This window comes from Gemmatimonadota bacterium (genome assembly GCA_026706345.1).
Classification (GTDB): domain Bacteria; phylum JAAXHH01; class JAAXHH01; order JAAXHH01; family JAAXHH01; genus JAAXHH01.
Map to the genome: position 1 here is coordinate 1 of JAPOYX010000079.1, position 15548 is coordinate 15548.

Sequence of the window (15548 nt, forward strand, 5' to 3'; positions counted from 1 at the left end):
ACCGGCATCTCATACGTAATCGCATGGTGACGGCCGGTCGCCGTCACCGGGCCGCGTCGCCGTCATCGGCCGCGTCGTCGTCATCGGCAGCGTCGGTGTCATCCGGTCGGGTGCCGTCTGGCCTCACCCCGCGTTCGGCCTGAACGACCAGGTTGCCTTACCCGTCCTGTCTACGGTGAGGCGGCAGGCGGGGCCGAAGGTGTGGGTTGTGGTGACGGAGACCGGTTGCGTTTTCATGGCAAAGGCGCTGATGCCGAAACCGTCGCCAAAGGACCCGGTTGCCGCGGGCTTGGTACGGTCGGCGCCTGCACCGGTAGGGCCGATCCGGGCTGACCATTCCACCAGAATATCGATGTCCGGTCCGCGGAAGTTTACGCGTTGTTTGGTGGCTGAGGGTGCGGACTCCGATCGATCCGCAGCCATTCCGGACGTTATCCCCTGCCCCAATACCGTGGCATCGTCCACACTCCGTTCTACGGGGCTGTCCAACTTCGTTGCAACATATCCATACACCCCCAACTCAGCCTCGAGCAAGTCCGCCTCATCGGGTGGCAGGGTCACGGTGACCGAGGTGATATCCCGAAAGAGCCGGTTGGGCAATTCGTCGCCGATGGCGGAACGGTAACGGGTCAGGAACCCGCTTCTGGCGATGCCGGCCGTACCCGCATCAGGCTTTTCCGGGGGAAGGTCCGGCGTCCAGCGGTTCAGGAACACGGGATCGTATTCCATCACCCAGGAGATCAACCGGGCACCGTCTTTCCGGGGTATATCGACCGTCCAGAACCAGGGGACGTCCTGGCCCCGGAACCTTCTCTTCCGCTTGAACAGCGTGATATCCCGTGTCAATTCCCTTTCCAGGCGGCCGGCGAGTTCCTCTGATCCGCCCTCCTGCTCTATGCCGAAAGCGAGGGCATCGCGGGGTGCCCATGAGGTCCTGTCCGGATTCATGAACTCGAAATAGGTATCGCGGCCGTAGTAGTACCGGCCGGTCCAGGACATGCCCGTGGCCTGGTCGTGGGTCGTCCGCTCTTCGGAACAGGCGAAGTGTTCGTTCAGAAACCCGGACGCGCCGATGGAATGGTAAGTGTCCGTGTCCAGAAAGATGAGCAAGTGGTTCAGATAGACAGGTCGCATGGTTCAGACGGGATACTGGGGATCATCGGCTGCCGAAAGATCCGCGGGGCTGTTCAACATGCCCCCGGCATCCGGAGGCACGACCTCGTGATCGACCAGGGGATCGCCCGTGGACGCCATCCAGCGGTCCAAACGGGCGCGCATGTCACGTAACACGCCCGCGGATTCGGGCCGGTCGGCCAGGTTGTTGGTTTCGGTCGGATCGAAAACGGTGTCATAGAGCCGTTCGCGCGGGACAACTCTGTCGCGCCAGCCCTGCTCGATCAGGGTCGACTTCGTGATCGATGCGTCGCAGTTCGTCATGACGGGAAGCTCGCGGCCGCCGTATCGCCGGATGTACTTCCAGCGGTGGGTCCGCACGGCCCGCTGGGGCTCGTAGGCCGCGTGGTAGTTCACCTCGGCAAAGACTTCTTCCCGGATTTCCGTGGATTCACCCTGTACCAGGGGATCCAGTGAAACGCCCTGCAGCCAGTGCGGCCGTTCGATTCCGGCCAGATCGCACAATGTCGGGAAAACGTCGATTTGGCTCACCATGCCATTGACGACCTTGCCGCCGCTGTATCCCGCGGGTCCGCGCATGATGAGCATGACGCCCATACCGTGGTCGGTGAGATGACACTTCATCATGGGGAAGGCGATACCATGATCGGTGGTACAGACGACCAGAGTATTATCCCGCCGCCCGTACCGGTCGATCGCCTCCAGCACGCGCCCCATCTTTCGGTCGAGGGTACGGGCGGCATCGATGAAGAGGCCCATGTCCCGCCGTAGATCGGGGGTGTCCGGGAAAGGCGCCGGCGGGTGCACGAAACGGGGATCGGTCGGCGCTTCCCCTTCGGGCTGCGGCGAGAAGCCCGCTCCCCTGCGATGGGTTTCTCCGAAGCCCACGTCCAGGAAGAACGGGCGGTCATGGGATTCCGACAGAAAGGACTCTGCGAGTTCCTCGGCGGGCGCCTTGTCGTCTCTGGCCTCCCGCGGCAGTATGCGGGACCAGCCCGCGTCGTCCAGGTTCTTCACGACGTGCTGGAATCCGGCCATCACCGTGTCGTATCCCGCCCTTCTCAGGGTGTGCATGATGAGCCGATCGGGATGGTGGATCGACCATCCCCGGTTGACCAGTCCGAACATGCCGCAACTGTGGGCCCACTGCCCGGTGAGCAGGGCCGCCCGGCTCGGAGAGCACGTCGGGTTCGCGCAGAAGGCCGACCTGAACAGGACCCCCTCTTCCGCGAGTTTCTGCAGGGCGGGCGTCGGAATGGCGTGGCCGTAAGGCTGTATGTACCGGCCGGTATCGTGGGAATGGATGTATACGATATTCATGGACTGAGGCTACGTTGCGTACGGTTTGCTACATGTTCTACATGCGTTTCGGCACCTCGATGCCGAGCAGGTCCAGCACCCTTTCCAGCACCCGCAGGGTAACCCCGGATACGGCGAGCCAGGAGGCCCGGCGGCCCACGTCTTCTTCGTTCAGGATGTGGTGGGTGTGGTAGAACCGGTTGTAGGCAGTGGCTAGCTGGAAGGCGTATTCGCACAGGTGATTCGGCGCCCGGGTTTCGAAAGCCAGGCCGACCACCGACGGCAACTCGGACAGCTTGAGGTCCAGGTCGCGTTCCGATTCGCTCTGGGGCGCCATGATCCTGCCCGGCTGAAGACCACGTTCGCCGGCCCGGCGCAGCACCGACTTGATCCGCACGGCGGCATAGAGTATGTAGGGACCCGTGCGGCCCTCGAAGGACGAAAAGCGGTCCAGGTCGAAGACGTAATCCTTGGTGCGGTGGTTCATCAGGTCGGCGTATTTCAGGGCGGCCACGCCCACGATACGGGCGATGTGCCCCTTCTCGTCATCGTCGTAATCCCGGACCGAATCAATGGTTTCGATCCGTGCCCGGGCGTGATCGGTCACCAGCTCGATCAGGTCCTTCAGCTTCATGACCCCGCCTTCACGGGTCTTGAAGGGCTTCCCGTCCTTCCCGTTCATGGTCCCGAAGCCGTTGTGCTCCAGCCGTGTCGATTCCGGCGCCACGCCCGTCTTGTAGGAAGCCTTGAAAACCTGCCTGAAGTGCTGCTGCTGCCGGTTGTCGACCACGTAGAGTATGTAGTCCGGCCGGAATTGCTCCACGCGCTGGTCGATGGTCGCCAGGTCGGTCGTGCCGTACAGCACCGCGCCATCGGTTTTCTCCAGCATCAGCGGAGGGATCGATTCTTTGTCTTCCGGGTCGTCGACTTCCACGACCAGGGCGCCCCGGCTTTCCCTCGCGTATCCTTCCGCCTTAAGGCGCGCTATCAGACCGTGAACGCGGTCCTGGGTATCGCTCTCTCCGAGCCACAGGTCGAAACGGATATTCAACAGCTCGTAGCTCTGCCGGAGGTCGTCGACGGACACATCACGGAAATGTTGCCACAACGCCTGGTAACCCGGGCGTCCGGCCTGGAGGTCCACCGTGACCTGCCGCGCGGCCTCGGCGAATTCCGAATCGATTTTTTCTCTTTCGCTGGCCTGCGGATACAACTCCTCCAGGTCACCGATGGTCACGGGGGACGCTTCCGGATATGGGCCAGAACATCCGGCATCGAAATAGGGGAGATCGGGCCGGCGGTCCCGGAGGCCCTCGATGATGAGTCCCATCTGCAGGCCCCAGTCGCCCAGGTGCACGTCGCCGATCACTTCGTGGCCCACGAAGCGGCAGATCCGCACGATGCTCTCGCCGATGATGGCGGCCCGGAGATGGCCGACGTGGAGCGGTTTGGCCACATTGGGCCCTCCGTAATCGACGAGGATCCTCCCGGGAGCCGTGACGGTTTTGCAACCCAGCCTTTCGTCCTCGTACACTTCCTGGATATGGGCAGCGACAAATTCGTCCTTCAGCACGATATTGATGAATCCCGGTCCGGCGAGGGACAGATCATCGAAAACGTCGGCCGCCGAGATGGAATCGACCACGTTCTGTGCGATTTGCCGCGGATTGCCCCGGTACTGTCTGGCCGCCGCAAGCGCCCCGTTGCACTGAAACTGGCACAGGTCCGGCCGGTCGGATACGCGCACTTCGCCGTAGCCTGGATCATAACCGGCCGATGCAAAGGCGTCCGAAAACACGACCGTCAGTTTGTCCGCCAGGGTTCCCACGAAACTCCCTTCAGGCTGGATTGCCGAAGATGGTGACCACCAGCCGCCGCGCGCCGCCGCGTTCCCGGTGTTCGCAGAGATAGATGCCTTGCCAGATCCCCAGGTTGAGCCGGCCGGCGGTGATGGGTATGGACACGCTGTTGCCCATCATCGACGCCTTGATGTGCGCCGGCATGTCGTCCGGTCCCTCCTCGTCATGCCGGTAATGCGGCTGGTTCTCGGGAACGAGGACGTTCATGTGGCGCTCGAAGTCGCCTCGGACGTCCGGTGCCGCGTTCTCATTGATCGTGAGGGAAGCGGAGGTATGGCAGATGAAGACATGGGCGATGCCGACATTGATATCCGCAAGTTCGGGGACCTGGTTCGTGATTTCATTCGTCACCAGGTGGAAGCCCCGGGACCTGGGAGAAAGGGTGATCTGCTTCTGAATCCACTGCATCAGAGTACGTACCGCCTCAGGAATCGGTCTACGTCGTCGTAGAAGGCGACAATCGTCTCCACTTTGCGCCAACCGTGGCCCTCCCCTTCGTACAACCGGTAGATGTGGGGCACCTTGTTCCGCCTGAGGACCTCGACGATGGACTCGGCCTGGTCCTGCGGTACCACCTTGTCCTCGCTGCCCTGGAAAATGGCGACCGGGTCGCGGATCCGGTCCGCGTGGAAGAGCGGCGACCAGGCCTGGTACCGGGCACTGTGTTCGGGCAAGGTCCCGACCATCAGGTCCAGGTACTTCGCCTCGAACTTGTGGGTGTCGGTGGCCAGGCCGAAGAGATTCGTCACGCCATAGAGGCACAGGCCGGCGCGAAACACTCCGGGATGATGGATGAGGGCGTTAAGCACGGTAAATCCTCCCGCGCTGCCGCCTTTTATGACGATGCGGTCCGGATCGGCGAGATCCCGTTCGACGAGGGCATGGGCGCCGCTGACGGCATCTTCCGTGTCATACTCGCCCCAGTGTTCACGCAGCGCGGTCATGTAAGCGCGTCCATAACCCGTACTTCCCCGGTAATTCACGTACAGGCAGGCATAACCCCGGTTGGTGAAGAAGGGGATCTCGGCGGAATAGTCCGATCTGTGCTGCCCGGTCGGCCCGCCGTGGATGCTGACGATGACCGGCGGTTTGCCCGTGCCGGTGAACCGGCTGCTGACGGGTGGATAGTAGAGCCCGTGAACTTCTCCCCCACCCGGGTTCGTCCAGGTGATTGATTCGGGACTGGACAGGTCCGCTTTGGGGATCATCTCCGACTGGCTGCGGCGATGCACGGTATGAGTGTCTTCATCCAGCGTGACCACGCGCTCGGGTACGGTAGACGAAGACGCTATACACGCCACGGTATGCCGGGATGGCGAGACGGCGATCTGCATCATCCAGGTGTACTGGGGCGTTTCCAGTTTCAACTTCCGGGCGGATGCCAGGGAGACTTTCCACAACGATGCAAAACCGCGTTCGTTACCGCGGTAGAACAGGGTATCGCTTTCCGGCCCCCACCCGTAAATCCGCACGCCCTGCACCCAGGCGGGATCGGCCAGGGTGGTTCCCTCGGCCAGGACGCGCCGCTTCCCCGTGTCAAGTTCCAGAACGACCAGGCTGTCCCACTCCCCATCCGTTACGATATAGGACAGCCACCTGCCGTCGGGGGAAAAGGCGGGTTGAAATACCGGCGTATCCGCGTCTCCTTCGATCAGTTGTTCGTCTGCCAGGGCACGGCGATCGGTATCGATCCGGCCGGTCTTCAGTCGCGTGCCGTCCCAGGGCATCTGCGGCTGGTCCCATTCGATCCACGCGATCCGTTCGTCGTCCGGGTGCCAGGCCGGCTGCATGTAGAAACCGGCGCCGCGGACCAGGTTGACGGGCCAGCCGCTGCCTTCGCTGTCTACCAGCGCGATGACATCCACGGATTCGCATGTATGGACGTAGATCACCCACTTTCCGGCCCGCGACACGGCCGGAGACGCGGCCGCGCCGAAGGCCGGCGTGATCGACCTGGCCGGTCCCGGGGACAGGGACTGTCGGTACAGCCTGCCGTCCTTTTCGGCGAATACGACGAAGTCGTCGGTTACGGTGAAATCACCGCCGCCGTATCCGACGCCGCCACGGACCGGATGGCCGTCCGTCAGGTCGTATGGCGCCTCGTTACCCCTGCGGCAGACGAGCACCCCGGTATCCGAACGCTGTTCCAGCCAGACCAGGCCAGTGCCGTCGCCGATCCACTGCACATCATAGAGCGGCGTTCTGGCACCCATGGTCTTCGCCGTAATAGCGCTCTTCCAGTAACCATACGCCACGGGTATGCGGTCCGCCGCCTGACCGGTCGTCACGGGGTTGTCCTTATCACCAGGTTCCTTGTTTACCGCTTGAAATCACCACGCTTAAATCTTTTCTTGAATATACCCGCAGGCGGTTCGTAAGCAACCGTTTATGCATCGTCCTGCAGTCATGTCCGAATCATCACCGCCCGGCTGGGCCGGGTACTGGTTACGGTCCTGTTCATGCGTCTGTCACAGTTCTTTTTTCAAACGTTGCGCGAGACACAGGGCGACGCGGAAATCCCCAGCCACCAGCTTCTCCTTCGCGCAGGTCTCGTCCGGCAGGTGGCTTCCGGCATTTTTGCCTACCTGCCCCTCGGCCAGCGGGTTAAACGACGCATCGAAGACATCGTCCGCGAAGAGATGGACGCCGTAGGCGGCCAGGAAGTGGTGCTGCCGGTGGTGCAGCCGGCGGATCTATGGCGGGAGAGCGGCCGCTGGCGGCAGATCGGGAGCGATATGGCCCGGCTGAAGGACCGGAACGGCCGCGATCTGTGCCTGGCCATGACCCACGAAGAGGTGGTGGCGTCGCTTGTCCGCGACCTGATCAGAAGCTATCGGCAAATGCCGTGCCTGCTGTATCAGGTACAGACGAAATTCAGAGATGAACCGCGGCCACGGGGCGGTCTGATCCGCATGCGCGAGTTCACGATGAAGGACGGCTACTCTTTCCACGTAGATGCCGGAGATCTCGATGACTGGTACGAGAAAGTCTTTCAGGCTTACACCAACATATTTCGCCGCTGCGGACTCGCCGCTGTGGCGGTGCGCAGCGACCCGGGGATGATGGGCGGATCGGACGCCCATGAGTTCATCGAACCGGCGCCGTCCGGCGAGGATACGATTCTGTCCTGCTGCTCCTGCGGTTACCGGGCCAACAGGCAGGTGGCCCTCCTGGGGAAGGAAACTCCGTCTGCGGAAGATCGACTGCCTCTCGAAGAATTACATACGCCGGGCACCACCACCATTGACGAGCTTGCCCGATTTCTGGACATACCGGCGGCGAAGACCGCCAAGGCCATGTTCATGGTCGCCACCGTCGCGGACGATCAGGGCGGTGCGGTGGACCGTTTCGTTTTCGCCGTGCTCAGGGGCGACATGGAGCTCAGCGATACCAAGCTGGCCAATGCCGTCGGAGCGCTCCAGCTCCGGCCGGCCACGCCGGAGGAGATACGCGCCGTCGGCGCCGAGCCCGGCTTCGGGTCGCCGCTCGGTATAGATCGATCCCGATCGCTGCTCATCGTCGACGATTTGATCCCGGCCTGCTTCAACCTGGTCGCGGGCGCCAACCGGATCGACTATCACGTGGTCAATGTGAATTACGGACGGGACTACGAAGCCGATATCGTCGCGGACATTGCAGCGGCCGGCGACGGAGACGCCTGCCCTGCCTGCGGCGGCGGCCTTCGGGCCGACCAGGGGATCGAAGTCGGAAACATCTTCAAGCTGGGGACCAAGTACAGCTCGGCCATGAACGCGGGCTACCTGGACCGGGAGAATGTCTCCCACCCCATCGTCATGGGTTGCTACGGGATCGGCATCGACCGCCTCATGGCGTCGATCGTGGAGCGCCACCACGACGAAAACGGTATCTGCTGGCCCGCGACCGTGGCGCCTTTCCAGGTCGTCGTCATCGACCTGTCCGGTGGCGACCCCCGCGTATCGGACGCGGCGGAGTCGGTTTACGAAACCCTGGTCTCGGCGGAACTCGAAGTGCTTTACGACGACCGCGACGACCGCGCCGGGGTAAAGTTCAACGACGCGGACCTCATGGGCATTCCGGTGAGGCTGACCGTGGGCAGGCGCGGGGTGGAAAAAGGCGTAGTGGAACTCAAAATACGGCGGACCGGGCAGATGAAGGACGTACCGTTGGGGGATGGACTGACGGAAGCGGTAATGGAGTCAATCGGGACGTAAATGATTGTTTTTTAATGAGTTACTTTGGTTTCGAGTTCCTGGGCTCCCGAGATCGGTGCGCTTACTGCCGGCGCGGTATCGTCAGACGATCTCCACCCCGGCCTCGGTCGCGATACGTCGCACATTCTCGACGGCCGTCGGGATCTTTTCCTCGGGCAGGTGCTCGACCAGCATGTAACCGCCGGGGTGGAGCGCCTCCCAGCGCCGTACGGCCGTGACGAGGTCGAGTTCGCCGGCGCCGGGCACTTCCTCGTTCATGTGGAGGACGAAGCCGGGTTCCACGCTGATGTCTTTGATGTGGGAGACCGTCGAGATCGGCCCCATGACGTCGAATAGGTGATTTAAGCGTTCCGTGCTGCTGTACACCTGCGTCAGGGACTGGAAGTGGTTGACGAAATCCAAGACCACGCGCAGGCGGTCGGAACCTACCGTGTCGATAACCTGGCGGTTGATTTCAGGCGACCCCATGATCGTGAGCACATGGGTCTCGACCACGACGGTCATCCCCTCCTCTTCCGCCTTGTCCGCGACCCGTGACAGGGTGTCGATCAGCACGTCGAGACGTTCCGGCTCGTGGTTTTCAGGCGCGGGGTCGTAGGACCCCGATGGGTTCAGGCTGCCGGTCCGGATCAATACGTTGTGGGCCATGAGCGATCGGCCTGCTTCAATACCGCGGCATATGGTCCGTACGACCCGGTCGCGCACCGACCCGTCCGGATCGAACAGGCATTCGCGGTAGCCTATGCCGAACTGCGCCAGTTCCAGGTCCAGATCATCATAGAGCGCGTTGACGCGGTTGAAGTCCGCCGGCGTCAACGCGTCCAGGACCTCGCCGGGACCGTGATAACAGACGGACGTAACGCCCAGGTCCAGGGCCTTTTTCAGCACCGCTGCCGTGACGGCCCGGGGATCTCCCGGGGCGAAACCCACAACGCCAAGTCGCATGCATCGTCCCTTTCCTTACCCACCTGGATTCGGCCTGTTCCGCGCCATTCCGCGCACCGGACGCGAAGCGTGTCCCGACGTCCGGCGCCTGTTCAGTCCCCGATGACCACCAGCACGGTATTCTTGTCCACCGTATCCCCTTCGCCGACCCGGATTTCCTTGACCGTGCCACCCGCGTGGGCGCGTAGTTCATTTTCCATCTTCATGGCTTCGATGACGACCACGCCCTGGCCGGCTTCCACCGTGTCACCCACCACGGCCGATACCGATACGATGCGCCCCGGCATAGGCGCCTTGATCTGATCGCCGCCGACGCGGCGCCGTGGCTTGACCTGGCTGCGCAGACGGGCCAGTTCCTCGTCTTCCACGGCTACCGCGGACGAGACGCCATTGACCTTGACCTCCCGTTGCTCGCCCTGGGTCGCCGCGACCGCCGTATATGACCTTCCATCGATGAGCAGGGAATAGAACTGATCCCCCTGGATCGAGGCCATGTCGATCTCCAGCGACCTGCCATCGACACTAAGCACGATCTGTCCTTCCCGGTCGTCCAGACTGACCGTGTACGTCGTCCCCTGGATCGTGACGAGATAGCTCAATTGCATCCCTTTCGCCGTCTCATATGTCGGCTGGCATGCCGCGCGGAAACTTTAGCGTTCTCTTCGCATGGCGTCGCGCCGGCCGGTAAGTTTCCACGGACTCTCTCCGGATCCATCCCCATCGGTCCCGGCGGGCATCGCCCTTCTCGCTTCCCGGTGTTTCATGATCGCGGCAAAGGCGGCGGCGATATGACGCTCGTCGGCCCCGGCATCTTCGTCAGGCCCCATGGTCTCGACGAAAGAGGTGGAATAGTCGCCGGAAGTGAACCGTGGGTCCGACAGGGCTCGGATGTGAAATGGAATCGTGGTCTTTATACCGCCGATATCGTATTCACCCAGGGCTCTTTTCATGCGGGCGATCGCTTCTTCCCGCTGCTCGGCCCATACGATCAGCTTGGCGATCATGGGATCGTAGTAAATCGGAACTTCGTAGCCCGCGCAGAAGCCGCTGTCCAGGCGGACACCGGGGCCGCCCGGCTCGCTCAGGCGCGTAACCACGCCGACCGAGGGCATGAACTGCGCGTTGGGATCTTCGGCGGAAATCCGGCATTCCAGGGCCGCGCCGAGCAGGCGGATGTCTTCCTGACTGAAGGGCAGGGGCATGCCGGCGGCGATCTCTATCTGTCTCCTGACCAGGTCCTGTCCCGTTCTCAACTCGGTGACCGGGTGCTCGACCTGCAGGCGGGTGTTCATCTCGAGGAAATGGAACTGCCGGTCCTGGTCCACGATGAATTCCACGGTACCGGCGTTGGTGTACCGTACGGCCTCGGCGGCCCGGACGGCCGATTCGCCCATAGCGTTTCGCAAAGAATCGTCGAGTATGCAGGAGGGCGATTCTTCTATGAGTTTCTGGTGGCGGCGCTGGATTGAACATTCCCGCTCGCCGAGATGTACCACGTGCCCGTGCTGGTCGGCGAGGACCTGGAATTCCACGTGCCGGGGTTCCACCAGGTACTTCTCCAGGTAGACCGCGGCATCACCGAAAGCGGACTCCGCCTCCGACCGCGCGGTCCGGAGCGCGCCGGCCAGGTCGTCCGGGGATTCCACGACACGCATGCCCTTGCCGCCGCCGCCCATGGCCGCCTTCACGAGGACCGGGTAGCCGATGGATTCCGCCGCGCCGAGGGCTTCCTCGTCGCTGTCGATCCCTTCTTCGGTCCCCGGTACGACGGGCACGCCGGCCCGGCGCATGGTCTTTCGCGCCGCCGTCTTGCTTCCCATGGTCCGCATGGCCTCGCCGGAAGGGCCGATGAACGTGATCCCGGCCTCCGCGCAACGATCGGCGAACTCTCCGTTTTCGGAAAGGAACCCGTATCCAGGATGAACCGCGTCGGCCCCGGCCTTCTTTGCCGTCTCGATGATCCGGTCCACTCGGAGGTAACTGTCCGAGGAAGGCGCGTCGCCGATGCAGAAGGCCTCGTCGGCGAACTGGACGTGCAGGGCGGTGCGGTCCGCCTCGGAGAAGACGGCCGTCGATTCGATGCCCATTTCCCGGCACGTGCGGATCACCCGGACGGCGATCTCTCCGCGGTTGGCGATCAGGATTTTTCGGATCATGTACCCTCTTACAGCGGGATGTTCCCGTGTTTCTTGGGAGGATTCGCGTCTCGCTTGTTCTTCAGCATCTCCAACGCGGAAATAATACGTGGACGGGTCTCCTGGGGCTGGATCACTTCATCGATATACCCGATTTTCGCCGCGATGTAGGGGTTGTCGAACTTCTCCCTGAACTCGGCGGTCAGTTCCTGGCGCAGGGCGTCGGGATCGTCCGCCTCGGCCAGTTCCCGGCGGTAAAGCACGTTCACCGAGGCTTCCGGACCCATGACCGCGAACTGCGCGGACGGCCAGGCGTAGTTGATGTCGGCACGAATCTGCTTGCTGTTCATCACGCAGTAGGCGCCGCCGTAGGCTTTGCGCGTGACCACGGTCAGCCGGGGCACCGTGCTTTCACAGAACGCGTAGAGCAGCTTGGCGCCTTCTTTGATAATGCCGCCGTGCTCCTGGCTGACGCCGGGCAGAAACCCGGGCACGTCCTCGAAGACCACCAGGGGGATATTGAAGGCGTCGCAGAAACGCACGAACCGCGCGCCCTTCACGGACGCGTCGATGTCCAGCACGCCGGCGAGCGAAGCCGGCTGATTGGCTACGATGCCGGCGGTCCGCCCGTTGAACCGGGCGAATCCCACGACGATGTTGTCGGCGAATTCGCCATGGACTTCGAAGAAGCCGCCGTTATCCACCACCCGGTGGATCACTTCCTTGATATCGTAGGGCTTGTTGGCGTCATCCGGCACGATACGGGCGAGCTCCTCGTCCATGCGATCGGGATCGTCCGTGGGGGCCAGCCGGAGCGCGTCCTCCATGTTGTTCGACGGCAGGTAGGCCAGGAGTTCTTTCACCATGGCGAGACACGCGGGTTCGTCCGGCGCGGAAAAGTGAGCTACGCCCGTCACGGAATTGTGCACGTGCGCGCCGCCCAGTTCGTCGAAAGTCACCTCTTCGTGGGTGACCGCGCGGATGACGTCCGGTCCGGTGATGAACATGTAGCTGGTGTCTTCTACCATGAAAACGAAGTCGGTCATCGCCGGTGAATAGACCGCGCCGCCCGCGCAGGGCCCCATGATCACCGAAATCTGCGGGATCACGCCGGAAGCCAGTACGTTGCGCAGGAAGATGTCGGCGTAGCCCGCGAGACTGACCACCCCTTCCTGTATGCGCGCGCCGCCGGAATCCTTGAGACTGATGACCGGCGCGCCGTTCTTCATCGCCAGGTCCATGACCTTGCAGATCTTCTCCCCGTAGGCCTGGCCCAGCGAGCCGCCGAACACGGTGAAGTCTTCCGACACGACGTATACGCTGCGGCCGTCGATGGTGCCGTAGCCCGTGATCACGCCGTCGCCGAGTACTTCCGTGCCTTCCATCCCGAAATCCTGACAGTCGTGGGTCACGAAGGCGCCGATCTCCTCGAAGCTGCCTTCGTCCAAGAGAAAGGCCACTCGTTCCCGGGCAGTCCATTTCCCCGCCTCGTGCTGACGGGCGACGCGGCGCTGCCCGCCGCCTTCGGCCGCCTTCTTCCGCAGTGCGTCCAGGTGTTTCATCTTTTCGGACATGGACATGGGATACGGTTCTCCTGCCGGGGCCGCACTATTGAAACGGTGCTTTCCCGGCGGACTTCGATTTCGGCGCGTCAGTCGGCACGGATTAAAAGTTTCTCGCCAGAGTCAACGACCATCCGGCCGACATCGGTCAAACCACGTCGAAATCCATCGCCTCCAGGCCGTCCCGCAGCCGGTCTTCTCCTTCCGCGGTCAGCCGGGCGGTCGGCGGGCGCGGCGGACCCACGGGTACTCCGCGCCATTCGAGCATCGCCTTGATCCCGGCCAGTACACCCACGGACATCAAAAGCGCGATGACCCGGTTGGCCTGCACCTGAAGTTCCATGGCTTCCCGTATGCGTCCGTCGCGAAAGGCGTCGTACATGCGCAGGAACATCCGAGGCATGATGTTGTACGTGGAACCGATGGCCCCGTCGCTGCCCATCACGAATCCCGCCACGCACATCTCGTCCGGCCCGGTGATGGCATTCAGTCTACCCTTCGAAAGGTCGACAAGCTGCTGAAAGACGAAGAAGTTAGGGTCCGTGAACTTGATGCCCGCGAAGTTGGGCACCGAGTCCATGGCCTCCAGGAACTGCCCGGGCGTGACCTGCCCGTCGACGTCGCGCGCGAGCCAATATACGTAGAACGGGACCTCGGAAGCGCCTCCGATGGCGGCATAGTGCCGCACGGCAGCCGCCAGGTCGTTGGGTTGGTCCACGGGGGCGACGGAAGCCACGGCGTCCGCGCCCAGTGAGCCGGCCTCCGACGCGAGGACCACGGCGTCCTCCGTGGTCGTGCCGCCCACGTGAAAGACTACCGGAATCTGGCCCGCGACGTCGCGGGTTACGGTCTCGCACATCAGCCGCCGCTCCGCGACCGACATCTGCCGGCCCTCGCCCGTGCCCCCGGTGACGAAGAAGCCGTTGCTGCCGGCGTCCACCAGGTGCCTTACGAGCGGCGCTACCTGGTTGGTCGAAAGGGCGAGCCAGTCATCGAAAGGGGTGCAGAGCGCCGGCCATATGCCTTGAACCAGTTTGGTCATGGCAGTCAGAAGTGGTAATTGATTCCCAGTTGAACGAAACCGTCCTGCCGGAGATCGTAGTACAGGTCGTCGCGGTCGATGTTGGTTATCGCGACCGCTCCGAGGTCCAGGGAGAACGAATCGGTCAGTCGCCGCGCCAGTTCAAGGCCGTAGATACTTTGACTCTTGTCGAGATCGTACAGCACACTCACGGTCATCTCCGTGCCCTGGACATCGTTCAGCATGAGCCGCAGAGCGGCGAAGAGATCGTTTTCATAGAAATTGGTCGCGCGGCGGCCCCGGCCGTCACGGTCCCATTCGACGAAAAGGGTAAGGTCGGCGTCCGAATCCAACAAGGAAAAAAACGAGTACTCGCCGCCCAGGACGAAGGCATTGAAGTCCTCTTCCTCGCCCGCCAGGTTGCGCGCGCCGGACCGTCTGATTGCCTCCAGCTTAAGCAGGAGGGATCCGGTAGTCCACTGCGCGTCCAGTCCGAACTGGCGGATCTGGTCGTAAATCGGGTAGAGCATGGGCGGACCGGGCAGACCGGGCAGCCCTGGCGGTCCTGGTGGCCCCGGCGAACCAGGCGGACCACCGCAATCCAGGCACAGGCCGAGGGCGGGCTCCCTGGCCGTGCCGGCGAAGATGCTGGCGCCGAAGTCCAGCAGGCCGAGGGTATGGCTGTAGCGGGCGGAGAAATCCGGGTGCCATTTCCCGGATGAACTCTCATATTCCACCCGGTCATTATCGACGATGATCGAGGCGCGCAGCCGTCCGTCGCTGCCGGGAAACGTGCGTAACCGGTGATAGGGCATGCCCAGCAGCTCCACCACGCCCCAGTCCGACGACCAGGTCACGTAGGCCATGGGTTGCCCCATCCGGGTCTTTTCGTCGGGATGTTCGACCAGATCGATCTGGTTGACGATATCGACCAGGTGGCGGGACTCCACCACGCCCCAGAATACGCGGTCGATCCCCAGGCGCAATTCCCATTCCCCGTTGCCGGCGGCACCGGAAAGCAGGATGTACGCTTCCCGCAGGTCGAAATGAGATCGCCGGTCATCCGCGCTGTCATAGCGGAAATAGGGCGTCACATTGAGGATGCGGCCCGCTTCGTCTTCCAGGTAGAGGTTGGGTTCGGCTACGAATCCACTCGCGTGGGAACCCTGGCCCTGGAAAAGGGCGGACTGGGGAAACCACCGGCTTTCCGCGGCAAGCCGGCCCGACAGGTCGATATCGGTAATCCCGGCCTGGGCGCGAGAGGAGGCCGTGTGCATCGCGACACCGATCATGCAGACGCCGAACCACACGAAGCGAAGCAGGGCCCGCGAGGGCATCACCGCACCCGCCTCAGCCCGGTACGGGTGAAGTCGCGGTCGTCGAGGTCGGTCCCGAACCGG

The 15548-nt window shown here is 63.0% G+C and carries 12 protein-coding genes; 1 reads left to right on the forward strand and 11 read right to left on the reverse strand.

Annotated elements, in window-relative coordinates; translation table 11 throughout:
- Nucleotides 1-123: 123 nt before the first annotated feature.
- Genes OXG98_06215 through OXG98_06235 form a run of 5 tightly spaced genes read right to left on the reverse strand, consistent with a single transcriptional unit; the run spans nucleotide 124 to nucleotide 6580 of the window.
- The gene (locus OXG98_06215; GenBank protein MCY3771595.1) at nucleotides 124-1134 is read right to left on the reverse strand and encodes a DUF5829 family protein; all 1011 of its coding nucleotides are present in this window, start codon (nucleotides 1132-1134) and stop codon (nucleotides 124-126) included.
- Between the two features lie 3 nt (nucleotides 1135-1137).
- Entirely contained in the window at nucleotides 1138-2454 is a 1317-nt protein-coding gene (locus OXG98_06220) for a sulfatase (GenBank protein MCY3771596.1), read from the reverse strand.
- A gap of 37 nt (nucleotides 2455-2491) precedes the next feature.
- Complete coding sequence (gene argS / locus OXG98_06225) at nucleotides 2492-4261, reverse strand: arginine--tRNA ligase (protein MCY3771597.1); 1770 nt, start codon at nucleotides 4259-4261, stop codon at nucleotides 2492-2494.
- Between the two features lie 10 nt (nucleotides 4262-4271).
- Nucleotides 4272-4700, reverse strand: coding sequence for a secondary thiamine-phosphate synthase enzyme YjbQ (locus OXG98_06230; GenBank protein ID MCY3771598.1), 429 nt, complete (start codon nucleotides 4698-4700; stop codon nucleotides 4272-4274).
- Nucleotides 4700-6580, reverse strand: a complete 1881-nt coding sequence (locus tag OXG98_06235; protein ID MCY3771599.1) for a S9 family peptidase — start codon at nucleotides 6578-6580, stop codon at nucleotides 4700-4702. Before OXG98_06235 ends, OXG98_06230 begins: the two co-directional genes overlap by 1 nt.
- Before the next feature lie 171 nt (nucleotides 6581-6751).
- Here OXG98_06235 and OXG98_06240 point away from each other — a divergent pair, with 171 nt between their 5' ends.
- Nucleotides 6752-8485 (forward strand): proline--tRNA ligase, encoded by a 1734-nt coding sequence (locus tag OXG98_06240; GenBank protein ID MCY3771600.1) that lies wholly within the window; start codon nucleotides 6752-6754, stop codon nucleotides 8483-8485.
- Nucleotides 8486-8566: 81 nt separating this feature from the next.
- Here OXG98_06240 and OXG98_06245 read toward each other — a convergent pair whose 3' ends face one another.
- The 6 genes from OXG98_06245 to OXG98_06270 all read right to left on the reverse strand — a co-directional run.
- Entirely contained in the window at nucleotides 8567-9430 is an 864-nt protein-coding gene (locus OXG98_06245) for a TIM barrel protein (GenBank protein MCY3771601.1), read from the reverse strand.
- 92 nt (nucleotides 9431-9522) lie between these two features.
- A complete protein-coding gene (locus tag OXG98_06250; GenBank protein ID MCY3771602.1) occupies nucleotides 9523-10035 on the reverse strand; it encodes an acetyl-CoA carboxylase biotin carboxyl carrier protein subunit in 513 nt (170 codons plus the stop codon).
- 45 nt (nucleotides 10036-10080) lie between these two features.
- Entirely contained in the window at nucleotides 10081-11586 is a 1506-nt protein-coding gene (gene accC / locus OXG98_06255) for an acetyl-CoA carboxylase biotin carboxylase subunit (GenBank protein MCY3771603.1), read from the reverse strand.
- A gap of 8 nt (nucleotides 11587-11594) precedes the next feature.
- On the reverse strand, nucleotides 11595-13139 hold the full coding sequence (locus OXG98_06260) for an acyl-CoA carboxylase subunit beta (protein MCY3771604.1): 1545 nt from the start codon (nucleotides 13137-13139) through the stop codon (nucleotides 11595-11597).
- Between the two features lie 136 nt (nucleotides 13140-13275).
- A complete protein-coding gene (locus tag OXG98_06265; GenBank protein ID MCY3771605.1) occupies nucleotides 13276-14169 on the reverse strand; it encodes a dihydrodipicolinate synthase family protein in 894 nt (297 codons plus the stop codon).
- Nucleotides 14170-14174: 5 nt separating this feature from the next.
- On the reverse strand, nucleotides 14175-15548 hold a 1374-nt coding region (locus tag OXG98_06270; protein ID MCY3771606.1), incomplete at its 5' end, for a hypothetical protein.

Coding starts and splice junctions, on each gene's coding strand:
- OXG98_06260 (MCY3771604.1), bottom strand. CDS start 13,139: ATGTCCGAAAAGATGAAACACCTGGACGCACTGCGGAAGAAGGCGGCC.
- accC (MCY3771603.1), bottom strand. CDS start 11,586: ATGATCCGAAAAATCCTGATCGCCAACCGCGGAGAGATCGCCGTCCGG.
- OXG98_06215 (MCY3771595.1), bottom strand. CDS start 1,134: ATGCGACCTGTCTATCTGAACCACTTGCTCATCTTTCTGGACACGGAC.
- OXG98_06230 (MCY3771598.1), bottom strand. CDS start 4,700: ATGCAGTGGATTCAGAAGCAGATCACCCTTTCTCCCAGGTCCCGGGGC.
- OXG98_06220 (MCY3771596.1), bottom strand. CDS start 2,454: ATGAATATCGTATACATCCATTCCCACGATACCGGCCGGTACATACAG.
- OXG98_06245 (MCY3771601.1), bottom strand. CDS start 9,430: ATGCGACTTGGCGTTGTGGGTTTCGCCCCGGGAGATCCCCGGGCCGTC.
- OXG98_06240 (MCY3771600.1), top strand. CDS start 6,752: ATGCGTCTGTCACAGTTCTTTTTTCAAACGTTGCGCGAGACACAGGGC.
- OXG98_06250 (MCY3771602.1), bottom strand. CDS start 10,035: ATGCAATTGAGCTATCTCGTCACGATCCAGGGGACGACGTACACGGTC.
- OXG98_06265 (MCY3771605.1), bottom strand. CDS start 14,169: ATGACCAAACTGGTTCAAGGCATATGGCCGGCGCTCTGCACCCCTTTC.